Origin of the sequence: Brevibacillus panacihumi (assembly GCF_003710985.1) — a bacterium.
GTDB lineage: Bacteria > Bacillota > Bacilli > Brevibacillales > Brevibacillaceae > Brevibacillus > Brevibacillus panacihumi.
This window is the reverse complement of record NZ_RHHT01000010.1, coordinates 50,003-70,671: the sequence shown is the minus strand read 5'-3', so window position 1 is coordinate 70,671 and position 20,669 is coordinate 50,003. Positions and strand designations below refer to the sequence as shown.

Sequence of the window (20,669 nt, the reverse complement as noted above, 5' to 3'; positions counted from 1 at the left end):
TCCGCCGCTAGGGTCCGAAGACCCTCGCTCGACTTGCATGTATTAGGCACGCCGCCAGCGTTCGTCCTGAGCCAGGATCAAACTCTCCAATAAAGTTTGTTTCTGGTTCAAAGCTGGCAAATCATTAATGATAGACTCATCAACGCTTTCGCTGTTCAGTTTTCAAAGAGCATTTAAAATTTCACTCCGGTTAAAAACGACCGGAATTACATCTTAGCACATCAACCTCAAAGAGTCAATAGTTTTTTATAATTTTTTCTCTCAGCCATGTTTATTTGTCATAAACACAGGAGTACAATGTACCATATTTATTTCTATTCAAGCAACCACCAAATATTACCAAAACCTCGCAATAATGAAAGATGGTCGGGAAGACAGGATTCGAACCTGCGACCCCTTGGTCCCAAGCCAAGTACTCTACCAAGCTGAGCTACTTCCCGATTATTATCTTTTGTTGTGGGGTCCCCGAAAAGTGCTCGGGATACGCTACAACGCTTTTCTTCCCTTTTTGGGGTGAAGAAGCGTGCCCTGAGAGATTCGAACTCCCGACCTTTTGATTCGTAGTCAAACGCTCTATCCAGCTGAGCTAAGGGCACATGATATGGAGCGGACGAAGGGTCTCGAACCCTCGACCTTCGCCTTGGCAAGGCGACGCTCTACCAATTGAGCTACGTCCGCATATTTCACTTTATTAGGGATTTTGGTGCGGTCGAGAGGACTTGAACCTCCACGGTGTTGCCACCACTAGAACCTGAATCTAGCGCGTCTGCCAATTCCGCCACGACCGCATTTTCCTTTGGGTAAAAACTGGTGAGCCATGAAGGACTCGAACCTTCGACCCTCTGATTAAAAGTCAGATGCTCTACCAACTGAGCTAATGGCTCGCAATATTCGCCAATTCAAAAGAATGGCGGAGCTGACGGGACTCGAACCCGCGACCTCCGGTGTGACAGACCGGCGTGAACTCCAACTTCACCACAGCTCCATGCAAGTGAAAATTTGGTTGCGGGAGCAGGATTTGAACCTGCGACCTTCGGGTTATGAGCCCGACGAGCTACCGAGCTGCTCCATCCCGCGACGACTAGGACATTGTCCTGATAAAGTTGCTATCCATTTTTTAAAATGGTGGAGGCTGACGGGATCGAACCGCCGACCCTCTGCTTGTAAGGCAGATGCTCTCCCAGCTGAGCTAAGCCTCCAGATACCCTGCAAAGTGAAGTGGATGCGTTGCAGCATCACCGAGTACTTTGCGGGGCCCCCAACAGCTAGTGGGGTAATATGGTGACCCGTAGGGGATTCGAACCCCTGTATGACAGCGTGAAAGGCTGCTGTGTTAAACCGCTTCACCAACGGGCCATCTTATGTAAGGATAATGGCGGATGGAGTGGGATTTGAACCCACGAGACGAGTTGACCCCGCCTACACGATTTCCAATCGTGCTCCTTCGGCCGCTCGGACATCCATCCACATAACGGGGCAGCAAACCAAATTTCGTTTATCCCCTGCAGAATCAAAATTCTATCAGATCTCAAACCGAATTGCAACTACTTTTTTAATCTCGTTTAAAAAAGGTCAGTCCAGAAAGACTTATGTGCAATTGACACAATAGCCATTGTAGCGCCTCAATTGATTGCTGTCAAGTAAAAGAATTCAATTATCGGAGTAAAATCGACTACGGCATTAGCATAACCTCTAAGGAGGAATCTAATCTTGTTTCTATTTCCCACAAACTAGGCTATAGATGAAAAAAGTTCAGCAATATTGAAAGAGTGGTGAGGAGAGAAAAAGCTACAGGGCCCTTCCTAAAAATGGTATACTTACCCTCAAGACAAGATAGGCGGTGGCAAACCTCGGCGTAGCTCCTGATAAAGGGGGTGACGCTGATCGACACGCTCGGCACGCTCTACTTCTTCCTAAAGGTACTGGCAACCCTGCTCAGCCTCTGGTTTAGCAGCAGAAAACTGTACCGATGGTGGAAAAGGAAGCGTAACAAGCGAAAATCCACCGCCTAAGGTTGACCGCCCGACGGTGGATTCGCTGGTTTTGTAAACAAGCGCGCCGTGGGTGTTCCACAGCCTTCTTGTCCAGAGGAGCCTCCGCTGCAACGGCGGCTCCTTTATTTGTATGTCTGAATCAGCAATTGTTATACACCCATCTTATCACGCTTGTGGACCTCAAACAAGAAATCAAATCCCTACGAGAAGAAAGGATGCGATCCATATGCCTCAGGTTCGCCCAGCTACCCTTCAGGACTATGCCGCCATTTGTCGCATCGATGCCATGATTTTGGGAAACGCCAGCCGCTCTCAGGAATTGCATGACGCCATCTCTGCTGGACATGGCTATGTCGCTTCCCTCGACAATGATGTATCCGGCTTTGCCATCATGACGCCATCGTTCTACAATCAAGCCTTCGTCTCCCTGCTCGCCGTCCATCCACAACACCAACGCCAGGGAGTCGGCCAAGCGCTCCTCCACTATCTGGAAAAGCACTGTCCTACCGAAAAGCTGTTTACCTCCACCAATCTATCCAACAAGCGCATGATTCACCTCTGCCGCAAGCTGAACTTTATTGAAAGCGGTTCCATCGACAATCTGAACACCATCGGCGATCCCGAGATCTTGTATTGCAAGCACATCAAAAAGCCGCAGTTCTCCAAATAGACAAAGAATACTGCGGCTTACCTCTATCCAAGATTACGCTCGTAAATGAAGCGAAGCCCTTTCAGGGTCAGGTTGGGGTCCACAATATGGATGCAATCCGTCTCATCGGCAATCAACGAAGCGAATCCTCCTGTCGCCACTACCTTTGGCTCAGACCCATTTTCGGCCATCATCCGGCGGACAATCCCCTCGACCTGGCCCACAAATCCATAAAAAATCCCCGACTGCATCGCCGCAATCGTATTTCGACCAACGACTTGGGACGGCTTGGACATCTCAAAACGCGGCAGCTTGGAGGCGCGGCTCACCATCGCTTCGGTAGATGTACGGATTCCAGGAGCAATGGCTCCACCCCAATACTGGCCTTTCTCATCAACATAGCAATACGTCGTAGCTGTTCCGAAATCGACGATGATCAGCGGTGCACCGTAATGGTGGATCGCAGCTACCGCATTCGCGATTCGGTCCGAGCCGACTTCACGCGGATATTCGTATTTGATGTTCAAGCCCGTCTTGACTCCCGGTCCGACGACGAGTGCTTTGCGTTGCAGATACTTTTCACACATCCGTTCAATGGTAAAGTTCAGTTGCGGCACTACCGAGGAGAAAATCACCCCGCGCACCTGATCCAGCGTGAGTCCGGCACTGTCAAACAAACTTTTGACCAGCATTCCGTACTCGTCTTCTGTCTTTTCCCGATCCGTGGAAATACGCCAATGGCAGCGCAATTCCTCTCCTTCGTACACACCTATGACAATAGTGGAATTCCCGACGTCCATGACCACGATCATACAAGCCGCTCCTTATCGTTTCCGTGTGTTCAAATCAAGACTGATATCAAAAGCATTAATGGAATGGGTCAACGCACCGACAGAAATAATATCGACTCCCGTTTCAGCGATTGAACGAATCGTCTCCAGGTTTACGCCGCCTGATGCCTCGACAACTGCTTTTCCGCCGATCAGTTGGACCGCTTCCCTCATCTGCTCGTTCGACATATTATCCAGCATGATTGTATCTGCTCCGGCAGCCAGTGCCTCCTGCACCTGCTCAAGCGTCTCTGCTTCCACCTCAACAGTCATCGTATGGGGAATCGCCGCTCTCGCCGCCGCGACCGCCTGCGCGATCCCGCCCGCGCCTTTGATGTGATTGTCCTTGATCATGACCGCATCATACAGGGCAAAACGGTGGTTATGTCCTCCCCCTACGCGTACCGCGTACTTTTCCAAAAAACGCAACCCTGGCGTCGTCTTGCGGGTATCTACGACACGCGCCATTGTGCCGGCTACGGCTTGGACATACTCGTTGGTTTTGGTAGCGATGCCGGAGAGACGCTGCAGCAAATTGAGCGCCAGCCGTTCACCGATCAAGATCGAGCGTACGGAACCGCTCACTTCCGCTATTTGATCGCCGACCTCCACCCGGGCGCCATCCTCTACGCTGGCGCTGAAAATCAGGCTGGGATCGACCGTCGCGAACACCTGCTGAGCGATCGGCAGACCCGCGATGACTCCCGCTTCCTTGGCGTACAGAATGCCTACTCCTTGCTCGTCCGCAGGGATCGTGCTCATCGTGGTCACGTCACCGAATCCTACATCTTCTTGCAGCCACTCTTCTATTTTTCGTTGAAGTTCACGTGTATTCAACATCGTACGAATCACTCCTTGCCGGGAACATTGCGGTTGCCTTCCCTGGCTTTGCCACCTATTATAGCAAATTTTTTCTTGGATCTACGCTGTTTTGCCATGCAAGCCAAAAGCAAAAAAAAGAAGCATTCGCCAGTAAAACCGGGATGCTTCCTTTTGGTAGTAAATTCAATTCGCATGGGCAACGCATTCTTTGCACATGCCATATACCTCAAATTTATGCCCCGTTACCTGAAAATCATCCGGAACCGACGACATGACATTCATCGGACAGCCCGGCAACGAAGATGTTTTGCCGCACTCGGTACAGATGACATGATGGTGGTGGTGGCCGTCAGCCGAGCAGGCCAAGCGGAATCTGCCTTCGCCTTCCAGCTCCGTCTCCTCCAAGATGCCCAGTCGAACAAAAGTGGAGATGTTGCGATAAACCGTATCAAAGCTGAGCGTAGGGTACAGCTCCCTGATTCGTTCCATGATATCCTTCGCCGAGAGGTAGCGCTTTTCTTCCGCGCAGATGCGGATCATCTCCTCCCGTTTGCCCGTGTATTTGTATCCATGTTCCTTCAGGATTTGCAGCGCTTCTTCTACTTTCATCGTCAAACACTCCTTCCCTTTGGTCTACAATCCTGTACGCAAGAGGGCTTTTGCTTTTTTCACGCCCAAAACCGTCAACAAAATGAGAACGGCCATCAAGACAATTGTACCACCAGATGCCCAATCAAGCATGTAGGCAAAATACAAGCCCCCCAGCACAGAGATTTCCGCAAACAAAATTGCGAAAAAGATCGTCTGGCGAAAACTGCCTGAGATCTGCAAACTGGCTGCCACCGGCAAGGTAATCAGGGCGGAAATCAAAAGTACCCCTACTATGCGCATGGAAGCGGCAATCGTCAAGGCAACCAGCACCATGAACCACAAATTGATTGCCCTGCGGGAGACGCCGGACACGCGTGCGAATTCCTCATCGAACGAGACAGCAAACAACTCCTTGTAGATCAGGAACACCGTCCCCAGCACGACTGCAGCAACCCCCAACAGCGCGTACAAATCCTCAATCGTGACGGTCACAATTTTTCCGAACAGATAGGAATACAAATCCGCATTAAATCCGTCCGCGACACTGATCAGCACCGTGAACAATCCCAGACCGCTCGATAAAATAATCGGAATCGCCAGGTCCTGCTGCGCTTTGAATACCTTTCGCAACCGCTCGATAAACAGGGAGCCGAGCACAGAGAACAGCATTCCGAAAAACAGCGGATTTACTGCGTTCAAAAAGGCTACCTTTTTCGAAAGCAGCATCCCCGCCGCCACACCGGACAAGGTCACATGCGACAAGCCGTCTGCCATCATCGACAGTTTACGGACAATCAAAAACGTCCCGAGGATGGGACAAATCAAGCCTATTAAAATACCGGAAAACAAGGTATATCGCAAAAAATCATACTGCCACCAATCAGCAAGCATGGTCATACTCCCTTTTATCGTTTGCAGCCTTAGTGATGATGGGACAACACCTTCATGGAGCCGCCGTACATCTGCTGCAGGATTTGTTCTTGGTTATGCTCAAAATCATGGGCGGTTCCGTGGAAGTGGATTTTTTGCTGCACACATGCCACCTTGTTCACCCATTGCGTCATCACGCCTACATCGTGGCTGACGATCATCATCGTAAGACTGTTCTCTTCTTTCAGAGATCGCAACAGCCCGTAAAATTGTTCGATTGACTCCTGATCGACACCGACGGTCGGTTCATCCAGAATCAAAAGCTCCGGCTCCGCCACGAGGGCGCGAGCGATAAATACCCGTTGCAACTGCCCTCCCGAAAGGCTGCCAATCCGCTGATCCAGCTTGGCTGTCAGGCCGACTCGCTCGACGACCTCTTCTACACTCTTATGGTGATGGGCTTGCAGCCTCCGGAACAGCCCGATCTTGCCGACCAGCCCCGATGCCACCACTTCGCGTACAGTTGCGGGAAAACCGCCGGCGCCATGAGCGACCTGCTGCGCTACATACCCGATCCTGCTCCACTCGCGAAATTTGGACAGTGGCTGCCCAAATAGATGAACACTGCCTTTGGTTGGGCTCAGCAGTCCCAGGATCAGCTTCATCAGCGTCGATTTGCCTGACCCATTCGGTCCTACGATGCCGACAAAATCACCTTTCATCAGTGAAAATTGAACATCGTCGAGAACCACTTTGTCCTCATATTGAAAGGAGACAGAGCTCAGCTCCACTACAGCATCCTGTTTACCCTGTTGGTCCATTTCCTATCATCCTTTAAATCGGATTTGTTCTGATTTACTATCCTTCATCCTACTACGAATTTCCTGCGATCACAAGAGCATAAGGGGCAAAGGTGTACTTTTAAAAAAAGATGCCGCTCTACATCCGCGACATCTTTCGGGCTATTTTTATTTCAATGCTTCACGCAAGGTTTCCAGATTCTCGCGCATGATCGACAGATAATCCTTGCCGGCATCCACATCTGCTTGAGTCAGGCCTTCCAGCGGGTTCAAGGTTGCTGTCTTCACTCCCGCCTCTTTCGCGATGACTTCCGCTACTTTCGGAGAAACCAGTGTCTCAAACAGAATGTAGGACATCTGATGTTCCTTCACGTGCTCCACCAGCTCCTTCATCTTGGCGGGAGAAGGTTCATCAGCCGGATTTACGCCGGAAATCGCTACTTGCTTCAGACCATATTGTTCGGCCAGGTAGTGGAAGGCGCTATGAGAGACCATGAACTGCTTTTTCGGAGCCTGGGCGACCATTTCCTTGAACTCTTTATCGAGTTGATCCAGATCGCTTGCCAGCTCGGTGAAGTTCTTTTCATAGTCTGCAGCATGGGCCTGATCTTTAGACACGAGTGCTTGCTTCACTTTTTCCGCCTGCGCTTTCAGCAGGTTCGGATTGAGCCAAACGTGCGGATCATACTCTCCGTGGTCATGTTCATGCGCGTGCTCATCTGCATGCTCATCTGCGTGCTCGCCTTCATGCTCATGGGCGTGTTCGTCCTCATGTTCCGCCGCTTTCAGCAATTCCAGCCCTTCTGTTGTGTTGATGACTTGCGTATGATTTTTATCAAGGTTCTCTACTGCTTTTTCGACCCAAAGCTCCAAACCGCTTCCGTTGAATATAAAGAGATCGGCAGACGTCAAAGCAACCATATTTTTCGCAGTTGGTTCAAAATCATGCGGCTCTACTCCTGGCGGAACAATGTTGACCACTTCTACATGTTCGCCGCCAATCCGCTTGGTTACATACTCCAGCGGATAAATCGTGGTAAATACTTTCGGTTTTTCACTTGCCACTTGAGCAGCTTGCGACTGCGGTGCAGCCGAAGTGCCCGTAGTCGCTGTATTTGCGCCACAACCCGCCAAACCAACCGCCGTTGCAACACCGATCATAGCCAAAAGGCTTTTTCTCATCTCTCATCTCTCCCCACTAATCAAAATCATTCCGATTTACTCCACGTGATTCATTATAAGGAGAACTGCCCAACTTGTAAATAGGATTTATTACGATTTGTAACAAAGATGTCCATACCTCGCCTTTTTTCCCCTCTATTGACTGTGATACTATAAGTGAGAGGAGGTCTGTCCAAAGATGAAATTGAATCGAAAAATGTGGTTGCCGATCGCGCTTCTGACAGTCGCATTAGCGACCGGCTGCGGATCACAAGAAAACGCCAGTCCAGAAGTAGACGAACACGGACACAGCCACACCCAACACGCAGCAAATGGCGATTTGCAGGAAACGACTGCTTCCGTCGACGTTTTGCCAAGCTTCCTGGATAACCAGGACCCGGTCATCATCGCCTCTTACAAAATTGCCGGCGCCAATCGTGAACTGCTCAAATCCATCCCTTGCTTCTGCGGTTGCGGAGAAAGTGCGGGACATGAGCACAACGGAAACTGCTTCATCAAAGAAGAACTGGAGGACGGCTCCATCGTCTGGGATGATCATGGCACACGTTGCGGTGTCTGCATGGAAATTGCCGTAGTTTCCTCCAAGCTGAAAGAAGCTGGCAAATCAACACTGGAAATTCGCCAATACATCGATGAGGCCTACAAAGAAGGATACGGCAAGCCAACGCCTACACCGATGCCCTCCGCCTAAATCCAGCCTATATCCATTCCCTTACAGTCTGGCATCTCCACTTGCCGGGCTTTTTTGCGTTTTTGTCCTTGCAAAAGAGGGAATCGCCCCTTATGATTATACCTAGATATCCGATGCATCCACTATCAAGGCAAGGAGGCAGCCATGACGATCAATAAAGAACTGATGAAGGGCAGCACGGTCATCCTGATCCTGACGCTGCTAGATCGCAAGCCGATGTACGGCTATGAAATGAGCAAGGAAATGGAGAAAAGCTCAAGCGGCGTGCTTACACTGAAGGAAGGAACGCTCTATCCCATTCTGCACACCCTGGAGTCAGACGGAATGGTCGAATCCTACTGGAGCTCCGGTGAAGGCGAGCGAAAACGGAAGTACTATCAGATTACGAAAAAGGGGCAGGGCCTTCTGAAAGAGAAGCAGCAGGAGTGGATTTCCTTTCGCACAGCGGTTGATCAAGTTCTAGGGGGTGGACCAGCATGAGCCAACAGCAGCGTCTCGAAGAATACATAAAGCAAGTATGCCGACAGATTCGCAATAAAGAGATGCACGCATCTATTTCACAGGAGCTGCGAGGACATTTGGAGGACAAAATCGAGGACTATCAAGCGAATGGCTTGACCATGGAGAGCGCGATCGACAAGGCAATCGCTGACATGGGGGACCCGATCCAGGTCGGCAAACACCTCCACCAGGCACACAAGCCGCGCATGGAATGGAGCGTGATCGCGCTCGTAGCCATGCTGATCGGATTTGGTCTGCTCGTCATGTACTCGTTGAGCCAATCCCAGACCGACGCAGGGCACTTGTTTACCAATAAAGTGGTCGGTATCGTCTTGGGGCTCGCTCTTTTTATTGCCTTGCTATTCTTCGATTATCGAAAACTTCAGCCATACAGCCTCTATCTGTATCTGGGAATTGTCTTGTGCATGCTGCTAACCAATCTCTTCGGAACGACGGTCAACGGCAGGTCCATGTATCTCAATATAGGATTACTCTTGAATGTGTACGGCATATGTTCCGTGTTGCTCATCCTGTCCATGGCCGGGATGTTTGCAAAGTGGAACTGGGAGAAACTCACGACTCTGTTTAGAGCGGCTCTGACCTTACTGGTTCCGTTTGCCATCCTGTTTGTCTCCCATCATTCGTTTGAAGCGATCTTGCTATTGGCTGGGTTTCTGGTCCTGGTGTCAGTCTCCCCTGCGCCACGTCGAACGGTTTGGAAGCTGTTCGGTGCGCTTCTCTTCATCATCTCAGGACTGGTTTTCCTGACGATACAACGGCACCAGTTTCATCGCCTTCTCTCCTTTTTAGACCCGCTTGCCGATCCAAATGGAGCAGGCTTCACGCTACTGCAGTCTTTAAAAACATTGCAGGAAGCCGAACTTTGGGGACATGGCATCGGAGCATCCTTGAGCGATCTTCCAGGGACGGAGGCGGAATTTGTTTTCGCCTATATCGTGCACAGCTTTGGTTTGGTCACAGGTGCCGCGATCCTGCTATTGGGAATAGTCTTGCTGATTCGCCTTCTGCGGGCCGTAAGATTGGTGCGGGATCGCTACGGCGTCATGCTGATGTCCGGATTGATGACCCTCTTTTTCATCCCGTATTTCTGGAGTATCTTGATGACCGCAGGCTTCCTGCCGATCATGTCTGTCAATTTGCCGTTTATCAGCTACGGCAATACGTCGTTTATCATGCAGATGCTGCTCATCGGCCTCGTTCTGAATGTGTATCGCCGAAAAGATATACAACCCATCGAAGCCTCCAAACCTCCTGCCCAGACCTAGACAAGAGAATTCAAAGCAAAAAAATAAAGGGAGTAAAGCCTGTTCTGGGCTCTACTCCCTTTATTTTTTGCTTATCTGCCTCCGATGATTCGCTCGTGAATAAACCGGGCTTCATCATGATGCGGTGCGATATAGTTCGCAAGAGCCTTGATCTCCTGGGAAGCATTTTCCATAGCGACGGAATAGCCCGCATGAGTCAACGCCTCTCGGTCATTCTCGGCATCGCCGAAGACCATGACCTCCTCAGCTGCAATCCCCCATTTGCTGCAAAAATACTGCAGTCCCTCCCATTTGGAGACACCTTGGGGCAACAGCTCTACATTATGCCTTCCGGACGAAGTGATATTCACCTGACTGCCCAAAGGAGCCAGCTGCTCCCTCACCCACTCCAGAAGCTCGGGATCGTTGTGCCAAATAAAGAGCTTTACCATCTCGGTCTTCGGATCATCGAGCATCTCCAGCATTTCCTGCAGGCGGATGATCTTTGCCAATTTGTAAAAGGCAAACTTCCGGATGGAGATCCCCTCAAGCGAGGTGTCTTCGTTCAGAAGCGCCTCCAGCCGCTCACGGTCCTCCTGAATCATCCAGCGGTTACTCGCCGTGTCATGGACTTCGTAATAAAGAACCTCCTGGCGCAGCGCTCGGATGGCATCAGCAACCAGATGATTGGGTAAAAGGGTTTGCTGCACCATCGTCCCATCGCTCTCCAATACGGTCGCCCCATTACTGCAAACAAAGCCATCAAACGGAAACGCGTCAATCGGAATCTGGGCGGAGCCAAAAGTACGTCCTGTCGACAATACCAGCTTGCATCCCTGTTGCTGCAATTTCAGACATGCCTCTTTGGTAACCTGGGTCATTTGTGATTCTTTGTTCAACAAAGTTCCGTCCATATCAAAAGCAGCCAGGCGCGGTTTCAGTTCCATCCGATTTTCCCCCTTCTGACCATAGTACAAAAGGAGCACCAGAGGTGCCCCTTATTGTTTCGGTTCATCGTGATTCGCGTCTTCCGCTGCCTCTGGTTTTTGGTCAGCTTCTGTCGCTTCTTTCACTTCTTCTTTTTTGGGTTGGATGTTGACGACCACTTCAGGATTGTCCGCTGGGTCGTTCTCCATTTTTCCTGTTTCGATCAGTTGCTTGATCTGTTCCGCATCCAATGTTTCCACACGGAGCAGCGTGTTCGCGATCAAGTCAAGCTGGTCGCGGTGCTTGATCAGCAAATCTTTACACTTCTCATAGCACTCATTGATGATCCGTTGCATCTCTTGGTCGATCTCATACGCAATCTTGTCCGAGTAGTTGCGGTCGGTACCGTAGTCGCGACCCAGGAATACCTGTCCCTGGCTTTTGCCGAACTGCATAGGTCCCAGACGGCTCATCCCGTACTCGGTAATCATGCTGCGTGCGATCGCTGTAGCGCGTTGGAAGTCATTGTGCGCACCGGTACTGATGTCGCCGAGCACCAATTCTTCCGCCACACGTCCGCCCAAAAGGCCGGTGATTTTGTCCAACAAGTCTGTTTTGGTAGCAAAGAAACGATCTTCCTTCGGCAAGAACACAGTGTACCCACCGGCTTGACCGCGCGGAATAATAGTAACCTTATGTACCATCTCAGCATTTTTCAGGTGATAGCCAATGATTGTATGGCCAGCTTCGTGGAAAGCGACCAGACGTCTTTCGTCTTCGCTGATCACGCGGGATTTTTTCGCCGGACCGGCAATCACACGGTCAATCGCCTCGTCCACTTCAACCATGTTGATCTGTTTTTTGTTTTTACGAGCAGTCAGCAATGCCGCTTCGTTCAACAGGTTTTCCAGATCAGCGCCGGTAAAGCCCGATGTACCGCGCGCGATGACATCCAGCTTCACGTCCTCGCCAAGAGGCTTGTTGCGGGCATGAACCTTGAGCACCGCTTCACGTCCCTTGATATCCGGGCGATCCACTGTAATTTGACGGTCAAAGCGTCCTGGACGCAACAGCGCCGGGTCCAGAATATCCGGGCGGTTGGTCGCAGCCACCATGATGATACCTTCGTTGCCACCAAAACCATCCATCTCGACGAGCAATTGGTTCAGCGTTTGCTCGCGCTCGTCGTGACCGCCGCCGAGTCCAGCTCCACGCTGACGACCCACAGCATCGATCTCGTCAATGAAGATGATGCACGGCGCATTTTTCTTAGCATTTTCAAACAAGTCGCGTACGCGGGACGCACCCACGCCGACGAACATCTCTACGAAATCAGAACCTGAAATACTGAAGAACGGAACGCCTGCTTCACCTGCGACAGCACGTGCAAGCAAGGTTTTCCCTGTACCCGGAGGACCGACCAGCAGCACCCCTTTGGGAATACGGGCACCGACAGCGTTAAACTTGCGCGGGTCCTTCAGGAAGTCAACCACTTCCTCCAGCTCTGCCTTCTCTTCGTCCGCACCCGCCACATCGTCGAATGTGACGCGCTTTTTCTCTTCGTTGTACAGCTTCGCACGGCTTTTGCCGAAGTTCATCACTCGGCTGCCGCCGCCCTGGGCGTTGTTCAACAGGAAAAAGAACAGGAGCAGAATAATCACGAACGGAATGATTGAGGTCAGGAAGGTGAGCCAGATGCTGTTGCCCTCCGCCGGATTATACTCGACAAGCTTCACTTTGTTCTCATCGATCTTTTGGTCGATCAACGAGATAATATCAGATTGAGTCAATGGAACGTTGGTAAAAAACTTGCTGCTTTCCTGTCCCGAGGCTGGATTTTTTAAGATCCCATCTACCCGGTATGTGCCATTCTCAGGACGAAGGGACATCTCGGAGATGTTATCTGCTTTCAATTGCACTCGGAAATCCTGATATGTAAGTTTCCCAACCTTATCAGTACCGGAGAGGATGAAATTTACGATCCCGACCGTGACAAGAAAAATCAGTAGGTAGAACCCGGTATTTCGAAAAAAGCGATTCATTCCTTACCTCCTCTCACGAACAGACACTTTTGCCATTTTACCATAATAAGCAGGGTCTTCACAACAAAGCTACTTGCTGTAAACCTCTCGCTTCAACACGCCAATGTACGGCAGATTGCGGTACTTCTCGGCGTAATCCAAGCCATAACCCACTACGAACTCGTCGGGAATATCGTATCCGCTGTAATCCGGCGAGATATCCACCTTGCGCCGCTCCGGCTTGTTCAAGAGGGTCACAACCTTGACAGAAGCCGCTTCCCGATGGCGCAAAAGCTCCACCAGTCGGCTGAGAGTCTGCCCGCTGTCCATAATATCCTCTACCACCAGCACATGCCGGTTCTGCACAGAGGTATCGAGATCCTTCAAGATCTTCACCATGCCGCTGGACTCGGTGCCGCTTCCGTAGCTGGATACGGCCATAAAATCCATTTCGCAGGGAATATCCATGTGGCGGATCAGATCGGCCATAAACACAACCGCACCTTTCAGCACACAGATAACCAAAGGGTTCTTATCCCTGTACGCTTCTGCGAGAGAGGCGCCCAATTCCTGCACCTTCTGCGCAATCTGCTCTTCTGATAGCAAAATCTTCTCGATGTCTTGATTCATTTGAAAACCTCCCGCCATTCTTCTCCAAACTCTACCCGCACGTGTAAAATACGCCTGGTCTGTCCCCGTATCGGCGCTGCGGCGGAACGGCGCACACCTGGTACCCAAATTACCTGATCGCCTGCTGTCAAAAGTGGAAGTCTTTCCCGCCAAGCACGAGGGAACTTGGCGTCGATCAACAACTCTTTCAGTTTTTTCTCCGATCCCAAGCCAAACGTGACGAGACGATCGCCCGGTTTGCGGTTGCGGACGACAAGCTCTCCAGGCAGACAATCCGCGTCGAAAACCGCTTCATTGTCCGAAAGCAATTTCCAGTCTACAGGACCATCCAGGTAAGACGTATGTACGGCAGCCTTTCCTTCCGCGATCCAGGTCACCCCCGGAACAGCGAGCTTATAACAATAAGTATGTATGTATTCGTCCTGTCCATTACACCGAAAATGGATTTGCCCATAAACCCGGCTTGCGACCAGTTTATTCGGCAAATGCAGCTCCGAAGAAGGACGCGTCCCCCTCGACATGTGCAAAACGGTCTCCACATGCTGCGAAGACCATTCGGTTTGCTTTGAGAGATAACTTAATATTAGAGTAATCATTCTCCTTTGTAAAGCAACGTCACAACTTTGAAACTTGTCGTTGTCAATTCCGATCCAGTCATTTTTCTGCCCGATAATCAACGTTTTTAGCTGCTCTCGGGCTAGCCGGTCCAAAAGGGATTCGTCCTGTCGAATGGCCTCGGCCGCTTCAAGGATGTGCTCACGGTAACGACTGTTGACCTCCTGCAAAAGCGGCATTACCCCCAGACGCAGCAAATTGCGCTTGTACTTGCGCGATTGGTTGCTGCTGTCTTCTCTTGGCTGCAAGTCGTGTTCCCGACAATATCGTTCCAGTTCCTCCCTGGTTTTATGCAGCAGCGGCCGTACCAGCTCGATGCCGGCCGCCTCATCCAGAAAGCGCCGTCTGGGCATCCCGGACAAGCCTTGCAGCCTCGTTCCGCGAATCATCCGAAACAGGATCGTCTCCACCTGATCGTCCGCATGGTGCGCCAAAGCCACTTTGCTTGCTCCGTGCTCGATTGCAACCTCGCGATACAAGCTGTAGCGGATCTCCCTGCTCGCCTCCTGCCCGCCCATTCCGGTCTCTTCCATATAGGCGGGAACATCTCTCTCGAACAGGTGAAAGGCGACGCCGAGCCGCTGGCAAAGCGCTTCTGCATACAGGGCGTCCTGACGCGCTTCTTCGCCGCGAAACCCGTGGTTCAGGTGGACAGCATGCAGGCTCCAGCCGTATTGATAGTGTTGATTGAGACTGACCAGGATATGCAAAAGAGCTGTCGAATCATTCCCTCCGGACAAACCGACTACAATCGTTTCATGAGGGGCGAACAATTCCTCCCGCTCAATTTCGCTGTGTACGCTTTCCAGCATGACGTGCTCCCCTCCAGATCGTGAAGACAGAGATGCCCAAGATCAGACCCGAAGCAATTGCGCCGGCCACCATCATGGTCTGGGTCGCGAGTGTGATTCCCCCCATATAATCATTGTTCACAAAAGCAAGCATTGATTTGTAGGCCAACGAGCCTGGGACAAGCGGAATGATTCCGGCTACGCTAAAATTCGTAGAAGGAACTCGCAAAAAGATAGAAAGAATCTGGCTGAGCAACGACACCACCGCGGCTGAGACCAGGGTGGACAACAGCACTTGAGCACCCAACATCGGGAGGATGGAGTAGACCAGCCATCCAATCATCCCTGCCATGCCGCCCGCCAGAATCGTCCGCACCGGGACATTGAATAAAATGCACCAGGCCGTAGAAGAGACCAGGCTTAATGCCAATCCTTTCAGCAACATCTGCATTCACCCCCTAAACCATAGCGTAATCGCTGTAGCCACCGCTACGGATACAGCGGTCAACATGGCTTCTACACCGCGTGAAACGCCGGCAACCAAATCGCCCGCCATCAGATCGCGAAGAGAGTTGGTGATCGCGATACCCGGGAACAGCGGGAGCATGGCACCGATAATCAAGATGCTCATGTGCAGCTGAGGAAACAACGTCACAAATAATAAAGAAATCAGGCCGCCAAAAAGAGCCGCGGAAAACTCGGTAAAAAACTTCATCCGCACAAACTTTTCAAAATATTCCATGCTCAGATTCACGGTCAATCCGGCCAGGGCAGAAGGACCCAGGTCGAGCCAGCTGCCGCCTGCAAGCATGGAAAAGGCGCCGCTGGTCAGAGCGGCAGCCATATGCTGCATCCACTTCGGATAGATCGGTTTCATTTGATCAATCTCCCGAAGCCTGCCATATGCTTCGGACAAGGTAATGCCTCCGCTGACAAAACGGCGGGAGACATCATTGACCAAGGTGATTTTGTTCAGGTTGGTTGTTCGTTTCGGGGTGCGCACCATACGCGTATGATCCTGACCCTGGCATCGGAACGAAAGAATAACACTAGTCGGCGTGGCCGAGCTGTTCACATCATCCATCCCTGCCGCTTCCGCGATCCACGTCATCGTCTCTTCCGTGCGGTACGTCTCTCCCCCGCTTTTCAATATGATGGTCCCTGCCAACAGACATGTATCCATGACCAAATCCGCGGACACTCATCGTCACACCCTTCATAAAAACCAAGCGTAATAAAGTGTGCCTGCCAACAACAGCATCGAAGCGACAAACAGACTGCTGATCCACATCCCGCCAGCCCCGGCAAAAGACTGTTTTTGTGCAGGTACAGCAGGAGCAGATGACGTCGATTCTCGCAGAATGGCAAGCATCTCTGCCCGCATCTGGCGAGCAGTGGCATACTTCCCGTGAAATGCCTTCAGCAAAGGCACTCGATAGGGGTACAAGCCCTCACTTTTTCGTATTATATCACAGAGCAATTGAGTCTGACGCGGTTCTCCCTGGCTTGTTTGCCAAGTCTGCGAATCTACGCTGAGCCTGACCATCATGGCTGCTGTCGAGAATAAATCATAGGGGATTTCGGCCCGCCTGTCGCCCTGATGCCAAAAGGCCCGGTCGTACTCCTCCGTAAACTGGCGTACGGCATTGCCCAGCTTGGTCACACCGCCGAAATCAATCAGTCGAACCTGCTTGTCTGAGTGGGAAACGATGACGTTTTCCGGCTTCAAATCTCCAAACACCCAGCCGTGCGTATGCAAAACATCCAGCCTGGCGAGCAGTTGGACCATCAGTACCGGGACCCATTCTGTTCCCCTTTTCTGAACGTATTGATCCAATTGCTCTCCTTCCAGGTACTCCATTGCATAAAAGGTGCATGCCTTGCCGTTGATCACAAGGTCGTCCACATCACACAAGAGCGGTCCCACTCGGGAATCCCGCCCTTGCTGCACACTTTTCAACGCATGCACTTCCATCAACAGGTCCATGCCCTCAAAACCAACCTTGACCGCCTGCTTCACACCGCCCCGGGAAGTCAAATAGACTGCTCCGTTCGCACCGCGCCCCAACTCCCGCAAAACGTGGTACTCGTTTCTGTTCCACTTCCCTTGAAAGTGACGGGGCAGCTCAGGAGTGGTTGCCTTAGAAGACATGATTACGCAGGTTTCCTTCGCCGTCATCCTCCAAATGGGCATCGCGATAACGGTCCGACAGAGATTGCGGGAGCTGCACATGTTCAAACAGGGCGATTGCTTCTACAATGGCAGGACCAGTCGGGGTGATCCCGCTCATCGCCAAATCGCTTGACAATTGATGGGCCTGCTCTACTTTTTCCGTCCACGGTATACGGACTTCGAGATGCTTGCCTTTCCCAGGAAATGAACAGACCGCCATGCGGCTTTGTCCGCTCCGTGAGCGCAGGCTGATGCTAAAATCGTGAATCGCCTGCTGTACCGCCGACATTTTGGGCTTCATGCTGCCAGAGGTATCGACCAGCATGACGACATTCAGATTGCTTTTCTCCCCGAGCTCGTCCACCATCCCGGCTACCTGTACGCGTTTTGAAGGAGCCAGCTCAGCCATTCCCGAATCCCCGAGGATTTCCTGCAATTCTTTATTTACGACCTGGTGAATGGTGCGGGTCATCGCTTTTCTCGTCAGCATCTGCACCGTTTGCGCCAATTGCTGCGGATAGACGATGTCACACAATCCCCCGCCTGCTTCCGCAATCTCGCGAATTTCCGTCTCTCCCTTTTCACCCAGTTCACTTTTGTCAATGACGCCGATGACGTTCACAGTAATTCCTTGCTCTCTCGCCAATGCTGCAGCCGCCACCGGGCTCATCCCTGAATTGGAGCAACCATCTGTTACCACCAGAATCTGTCGAAGTGTCGCTTCTTTCACAAATAATCTCCCCATTCTGCCTGTTTTAGCAACAGTATCGACTAGCAGGTGGGAAAACATACCTTTCTAGCTCACAATCCTGGGCCGCTCCAGCTTTTGCATGCCGTGGACCTGTATCGCCGACCATTGCGGCACAAAGCGATCAATGCGGGCAACGAGGACCGTCATGTCATCCACAATCTTCCCGGAATGCTGGCGAATCACCTTTTCCAGCAGCAGATCAGCCACTTCCTGCGGATTGTCCGTCTCCAGCTCGGCGATAATCCGCTTCATCCACGCCTGCCTGTTTTCAATATGCCGCGGCGCCTCGTAGATCCCGTCAGACATCATGATCAGCAGGTCTCCCGGCTTCAGCGTGCGGGAGACCACGTCCACCTCGATCTCTTCCAGGATTCCTACCGGCAGATTGTTGGCCGAGATCGTGATCACATCGGGCCCCCTTTTGACAAAGCTGGGGGTGGAGCCGATTTTGACAAAGCGCGTATGGGCGGTCTGCAAATCGACCAAAGCCAGATCGACGGTTGCAAACATTTCATCTGTCGAGCGCAGGGCGAGAACAGAATTGACGGTCTTGATCGAGAGCTTTTCATCAATACCGGAACGCAAAAGCTGCTGGAGCATATCCAGGGCGGACTGGCTTTCGAGGAAAGCGCGTTCACCATTGCCCATGCCGTCGCTGATCGCCAGCGCCATTTTGCCATTGCCCAGATCCATCGTGCGGAAGCTGTCCCCGGATAGCAGCTTGCCGTCCTTGGCTGCTCCCGCGATGCCGATATCGATCTCAAACGTTTTGGCTGAAGCCAGACACATCGTGCAGGAGCCGTCTTTTTGCGCTTCGCAATGCCGTTCCCGGACGATGATATTTTCGCCCAGGATTTCCGTCAGCATCGGCGCCACGATTTTGGCGCACTCATCTCTTCCATAGCAGGAGGGTTGGCTGATCTCGATATCGACCTTGCCTTCCTCCAGACTGTGTATATCCACGCGCCGGACAGAGAGACCCAGTCCCTCCAATGCCTTCGAGACCTGTTTCTCCTGAAAGCTCAGCTCCATGCCCTCGCGCTGAATTTCCTGGGCAAAATCACGCATGACGCGCGATACTCCTGATAGCTGATCGGCTACGAGCTTGCGGCTCTCTTTTACTTGTTTTTTCAATATCTCGAATGATTGCTCTCGGTCGTATTCCTGCTCCATGACGGTCAGCACTTTCTCGGTCTTGACGCATTTTCGCTCCCATTCACGCGGCGGTGTAATGCCCGCCAAGGTCCCGTTTTCATGTACCTTTTCCGCCAGCCAGCGCATTCCTTCATAGGTCGACTGCATGTCTTTTTCCCAGCATTGCTCTTTCTTCCAGCATTTTTGACATGTAAATTCCGTGACCCTGCTGAGGAAGGCGTCCGCCTGCTCCTCGCTTTCCTCTGGGTCTGCTGTCTGGGCAAAGCTATGCGACAATTGCGTAAACAGATCGGAAAACTGCTGGATTTTTCCTGCTGTCACATCGCGTACGCGGCGCATGTATTCCTGGTGAGACTGCTGGTTTTCCACAGTGCCGGGAATGAACCGGGCCACCTTTTTCCAAAGGGCTGCTGGCGTCAGGATAAAAAGAACGATCGCCAGCGAGGTTTCCACCAAAGAGAGGTAGAGGATATCTTGCGCGCCCCCATAGATTGCCAAAATTGCAGTGCCAATCAGCAATCCGGCAGAGACGCCGACTTTTCCACCTTCCTTCAACAAGCCGGCCAATAAGCCCGAGAAAGCCAACAGATTGATTTGCTGCAAAGCTCCAACATTGGCGAGACTCAGGATGAGCCCGGTCACGACACCAACAGCGGCCCCTATGGTTCCGCCACCTACGAATGCAAATAGCAGCAGCAAGTAACGTGACAAAACATGCTCCATCGAGATGCCTTCGACTACCCAATCGACCGTCCCCGTCATAAGGGAAGCAAGCAGGATGACCAGGGAGACGATTTCTTCGTTTTTCAGCGGTTCATAAGGCTTGGCCAAATGGATGATGGACAAAGATTGAATGAAGATCAGCGTCAGGATAAAACCCAGTATGGATTCAACCCCGACCATTACCAGCTCATAGGTATTCACCTGATCGGTCAATACGTTGTAGAGCAGATGGCTGATAAAAACCGTGACCATCACGAAAAGCGGCGTTCGGGAAAAGTCCTTCTGGCGAAACCGCTCGCTTAGCTTGCAAGCCAGCAAGGCAAGAACCACACTCAGCACTGCTTGCAGCCCCACCGGCACGGTCTGGGAAAATGCTCCCGCGATCAAGGCTAGCCCGGTCGCTGCTAGCAAATCGCGTCGCAAATAGAACATCACCATAAAATAAGGGACGACGAATGGCGTCAGCTCTTCGAGAATCAACGCGCGCCCCAGTAAAAATCCCATTAACAAGGGGAGCACGTTCCACTTTTGTGCGGCTTGTGCCACTTTCTCCGTCCATGTATCCGCAGTGGTATGGACTTGTTCTGATACTTGACGAGCCCATGCCTGACTCGTTCCTGTTACGTTTTTGTTTGCGATCATGTTTGCACCACCCCGTCCTTGTTCGTTTTGTGTCTCCATTATACGG

General features: G+C 51.6%; 19 protein-coding genes, 10 tRNA genes and 1 rRNA gene. 4 read left to right on the top strand and 26 right to left on the bottom strand.

Annotated elements, in window-relative coordinates:
• From EDM58_RS06670 to EDM58_RS06620, 11 genes are all read right to left on the bottom strand, one after another.
• Positions 1-93: ribosomal RNA gene (locus tag EDM58_RS06670) — 16S ribosomal RNA — on the bottom strand; the annotation flags it as partial.
• Between the two features lie 270 nt (positions 94-363).
• A tRNA-Pro gene (locus EDM58_RS06665) sits at positions 364-440 on the bottom strand.
• 82 nt (positions 441-522) lie between these two features.
• Positions 523-596, bottom strand: a tRNA-Arg gene (locus EDM58_RS06660).
• 6 nt (positions 597-602) lie between these two features.
• Positions 603-678 (bottom strand) — tRNA-Gly (locus EDM58_RS06655).
• Positions 679-701: 23 nt separating this feature from the next.
• Positions 702-788, bottom strand: a tRNA-Leu gene (locus tag EDM58_RS06650).
• A 20-nt stretch (positions 789-808) separates the two neighbouring features.
• A tRNA-Lys gene (locus EDM58_RS06645) sits at positions 809-884 on the bottom strand.
• Positions 885-908: 24 nt separating this feature from the next.
• A tRNA-Asp gene (locus tag EDM58_RS06640) sits at positions 909-985 on the bottom strand.
• 15 nt (positions 986-1,000) lie between these two features.
• Positions 1,001-1,077: transfer RNA gene (locus EDM58_RS06635), tRNA-Met, on the bottom strand.
• A gap of 46 nt (positions 1,078-1,123) precedes the next feature.
• A tRNA-Val gene (locus EDM58_RS06630) sits at positions 1,124-1,199 on the bottom strand.
• A gap of 80 nt (positions 1,200-1,279) precedes the next feature.
• Positions 1,280-1,356, bottom strand: a tRNA-Glu gene (locus EDM58_RS06625).
• A gap of 17 nt (positions 1,357-1,373) precedes the next feature.
• Positions 1,374-1,466 (bottom strand) — tRNA-Ser (locus EDM58_RS06620).
• Positions 1,467-2,220: 754 nt separating this feature from the next.
• On the opposite strand from EDM58_RS06620, the gene EDM58_RS06615 reads away from it, so the two are divergent.
• A complete protein-coding gene (locus tag EDM58_RS06615; protein ID WP_122912635.1) occupies positions 2,221-2,664 on the top strand; it encodes a GNAT family N-acetyltransferase in 444 nt (147 codons plus the stop codon).
• 23 nt (positions 2,665-2,687) lie between these two features.
• Here the strand turns inward: EDM58_RS06615 and EDM58_RS06610 are convergent, their stop codons facing one another.
• The 6 genes from EDM58_RS06610 to EDM58_RS06585 all read right to left on the bottom strand — a co-directional run bounded on the left by EDM58_RS06610 (position 2,688) and on the right by EDM58_RS06585 (position 7,738).
• A complete protein-coding gene (locus EDM58_RS06610) occupies positions 2,688-3,455 on the bottom strand; it encodes a type III pantothenate kinase (protein WP_122912634.1) in 768 nt (255 codons plus the stop codon).
• A gap of 12 nt (positions 3,456-3,467) precedes the next feature.
• A complete protein-coding gene (nadC, locus tag EDM58_RS06605; RefSeq protein WP_122912633.1) occupies positions 3,468-4,313 on the bottom strand; it encodes a carboxylating nicotinate-nucleotide diphosphorylase in 846 nt (281 codons plus the stop codon).
• A 165-nt stretch (positions 4,314-4,478) separates the two neighbouring features.
• Entirely contained in the window at positions 4,479-4,904 is a 426-nt protein-coding gene (locus EDM58_RS06600) for a Fur family transcriptional regulator (protein WP_023558874.1), read from the bottom strand.
• Between the two features lie 24 nt (positions 4,905-4,928).
• On the bottom strand, positions 4,929-5,777 hold the full coding sequence (locus EDM58_RS06595) for a metal ABC transporter permease (RefSeq protein ID WP_122912632.1): 849 nt from the start codon (positions 5,775-5,777) through the stop codon (positions 4,929-4,931).
• 29 nt (positions 5,778-5,806) lie between these two features.
• A complete protein-coding gene (locus EDM58_RS06590; RefSeq protein ID WP_023558876.1) occupies positions 5,807-6,577 on the bottom strand; it encodes a metal ABC transporter ATP-binding protein in 771 nt (256 codons plus the stop codon).
• A 147-nt stretch (positions 6,578-6,724) separates the two neighbouring features.
• Entirely contained in the window at positions 6,725-7,738 is a 1,014-nt protein-coding gene (locus tag EDM58_RS06585; RefSeq protein ID WP_122912631.1) for a metal ABC transporter substrate-binding protein, read from the bottom strand.
• 184 nt (positions 7,739-7,922) lie between these two features.
• Here EDM58_RS06585 and EDM58_RS06580 point away from each other — a divergent pair, with 184 nt between their 5' ends.
• From EDM58_RS06580 to EDM58_RS06570, 3 genes are all read left to right on the top strand, one after another.
• A complete protein-coding gene (locus EDM58_RS06580; protein WP_122912639.1) occupies positions 7,923-8,429 on the top strand; it encodes a PCYCGC motif-containing (lipo)protein in 507 nt (168 codons plus the stop codon).
• Between the two features lie 144 nt (positions 8,430-8,573).
• Positions 8,574-8,909: a PadR family transcriptional regulator gene (locus tag EDM58_RS06575; protein WP_122912630.1), complete on the top strand. Its 336-nt coding sequence runs from the start codon at positions 8,574-8,576 to the stop codon at positions 8,907-8,909.
• Positions 8,906-10,216, top strand: a complete 1,311-nt coding sequence (locus tag EDM58_RS06570) for an FtsW/RodA/SpoVE family cell cycle protein (RefSeq protein WP_122912629.1) — start codon at positions 8,906-8,908, stop codon at positions 10,214-10,216. Before EDM58_RS06575 ends, EDM58_RS06570 begins: the two co-directional genes overlap by 4 nt.
• Positions 10,217-10,287: 71 nt before the next feature.
• Here EDM58_RS06570 and EDM58_RS06565 read toward each other — a convergent pair whose 3' ends face one another.
• The 9 genes from EDM58_RS06565 to spoIIE all read right to left on the bottom strand — a co-directional run bounded on the left by EDM58_RS06565 (position 10,288) and on the right by spoIIE (position 20,623).
• Positions 10,288-11,142: an HAD family hydrolase gene (locus EDM58_RS06565; RefSeq protein WP_122912628.1), complete on the bottom strand. Its 855-nt coding sequence runs from the start codon at positions 11,140-11,142 to the stop codon at positions 10,288-10,290.
• 51 nt (positions 11,143-11,193) lie between these two features.
• The gene (gene ftsH / locus EDM58_RS06560; protein ID WP_122912627.1) at positions 11,194-13,164 is read right to left on the bottom strand and encodes an ATP-dependent zinc metalloprotease FtsH; all 1,971 of its coding nucleotides are present in this window, start codon (positions 13,162-13,164) and stop codon (positions 11,194-11,196) included.
• 69 nt (positions 13,165-13,233) lie between these two features.
• Positions 13,234-13,773, bottom strand: a complete 540-nt coding sequence (gene hpt / locus EDM58_RS06555; RefSeq protein WP_122912626.1) for a hypoxanthine phosphoribosyltransferase — start codon at positions 13,771-13,773, stop codon at positions 13,234-13,236.
• A complete protein-coding gene (gene tilS, locus EDM58_RS06550; RefSeq protein ID WP_122912625.1) occupies positions 13,770-15,200 on the bottom strand; it encodes a tRNA lysidine(34) synthetase TilS in 1,431 nt (476 codons plus the stop codon). The genes hpt and tilS overlap by 4 nt, the downstream gene beginning before the upstream one ends.
• Positions 15,172-15,624, bottom strand: coding sequence for a threonine/serine exporter family protein (locus tag EDM58_RS06545; RefSeq protein ID WP_122912624.1), 453 nt, complete (start codon positions 15,622-15,624; stop codon positions 15,172-15,174). Before EDM58_RS06545 ends, tilS begins: the two co-directional genes overlap by 29 nt.
• A gap of 6 nt (positions 15,625-15,630) precedes the next feature.
• Entirely contained in the window at positions 15,631-16,380 is a 750-nt protein-coding gene (locus tag EDM58_RS06540) for a threonine/serine exporter family protein (protein ID WP_023558886.1), read from the bottom strand.
• Between the two features lie 15 nt (positions 16,381-16,395).
• The gene (locus tag EDM58_RS06535) at positions 16,396-17,331 is read right to left on the bottom strand and encodes a protein kinase domain-containing protein (protein WP_122912623.1); all 936 of its coding nucleotides are present in this window, start codon (positions 17,329-17,331) and stop codon (positions 16,396-16,398) included.
• Positions 17,321-18,082, bottom strand: a complete 762-nt coding sequence (locus tag EDM58_RS06530; RefSeq protein ID WP_122912622.1) for a VWA domain-containing protein — start codon at positions 18,080-18,082, stop codon at positions 17,321-17,323. The genes EDM58_RS06535 and EDM58_RS06530 overlap by 11 nt, the downstream gene beginning before the upstream one ends.
• A gap of 66 nt (positions 18,083-18,148) precedes the next feature.
• Entirely contained in the window at positions 18,149-20,623 is a 2,475-nt protein-coding gene (gene spoIIE / locus EDM58_RS06525; RefSeq protein WP_122912621.1) for a stage II sporulation protein E, read from the bottom strand.
• Between the last annotated feature and the right edge of the window lie 46 nt (positions 20,624-20,669).

Bases quoted from the DNA above. Each gene is read 5' to 3' on its own strand.
- EDM58_RS06615 (WP_122912635.1), top strand. From the start codon at position 2,221: ATGCCTCAGGTTCGCCCAGCTACCCTTCAGGACTATGCCGCCATTTGT.
- EDM58_RS06610 (WP_122912634.1), bottom strand. From the start codon at position 3,455: ATGATCGTGGTCATGGACGTCGGGAATTCCACTATTGTCATAGGTGTG.
- nadC (WP_122912633.1), bottom strand. From the start codon at position 4,313: ATGTTGAATACACGTGAACTTCAACGAAAAATAGAAGAGTGGCTGCAA.
- EDM58_RS06600 (WP_023558874.1), bottom strand. From the start codon at position 4,904: ATGAAAGTAGAAGAAGCGCTGCAAATCCTGAAGGAACATGGATACAAA.
- EDM58_RS06595 (WP_122912632.1), bottom strand. From the start codon at position 5,777: ATGCTTGCTGATTGGTGGCAGTATGATTTTTTGCGATATACCTTGTTT.
- EDM58_RS06590 (WP_023558876.1), bottom strand. From the start codon at position 6,577: ATGGACCAACAGGGTAAACAGGATGCTGTAGTGGAGCTGAGCTCTGTC.
- EDM58_RS06585 (WP_122912631.1), bottom strand. From the start codon at position 7,738: ATGAGAAAAAGCCTTTTGGCTATGATCGGTGTTGCAACGGCGGTTGGT.
- EDM58_RS06575 (WP_122912630.1), top strand. From the start codon at position 8,574: ATGACGATCAATAAAGAACTGATGAAGGGCAGCACGGTCATCCTGATC.
- EDM58_RS06570 (WP_122912629.1), top strand. From the start codon at position 8,906: ATGAGCCAACAGCAGCGTCTCGAAGAATACATAAAGCAAGTATGCCGA.
- EDM58_RS06565 (WP_122912628.1), bottom strand. From the start codon at position 11,142: ATGGAACTGAAACCGCGCCTGGCTGCTTTTGATATGGACGGAACTTTG.
- ftsH (WP_122912627.1), bottom strand. From the start codon at position 13,164: ATGAATCGCTTTTTTCGAAATACCGGGTTCTACCTACTGATTTTTCTT.
- hpt (WP_122912626.1), bottom strand. From the start codon at position 13,773: ATGAATCAAGACATCGAGAAGATTTTGCTATCAGAAGAGCAGATTGCG.
- tilS (WP_122912625.1), bottom strand. From the start codon at position 15,200: ATGCTGGAAAGCGTACACAGCGAAATTGAGCGGGAGGAATTGTTCGCC.
- EDM58_RS06545 (WP_122912624.1), bottom strand. From the start codon at position 15,624: ATGTTGCTGAAAGGATTGGCATTAAGCCTGGTCTCTTCTACGGCCTGG.
- EDM58_RS06535 (WP_122912623.1), bottom strand. From the start codon at position 17,331: ATGTCTTCTAAGGCAACCACTCCTGAGCTGCCCCGTCACTTTCAAGGG.
- spoIIE (WP_122912621.1), bottom strand. From the start codon at position 20,623: ATGATCGCAAACAAAAACGTAACAGGAACGAGTCAGGCATGGGCTCGT.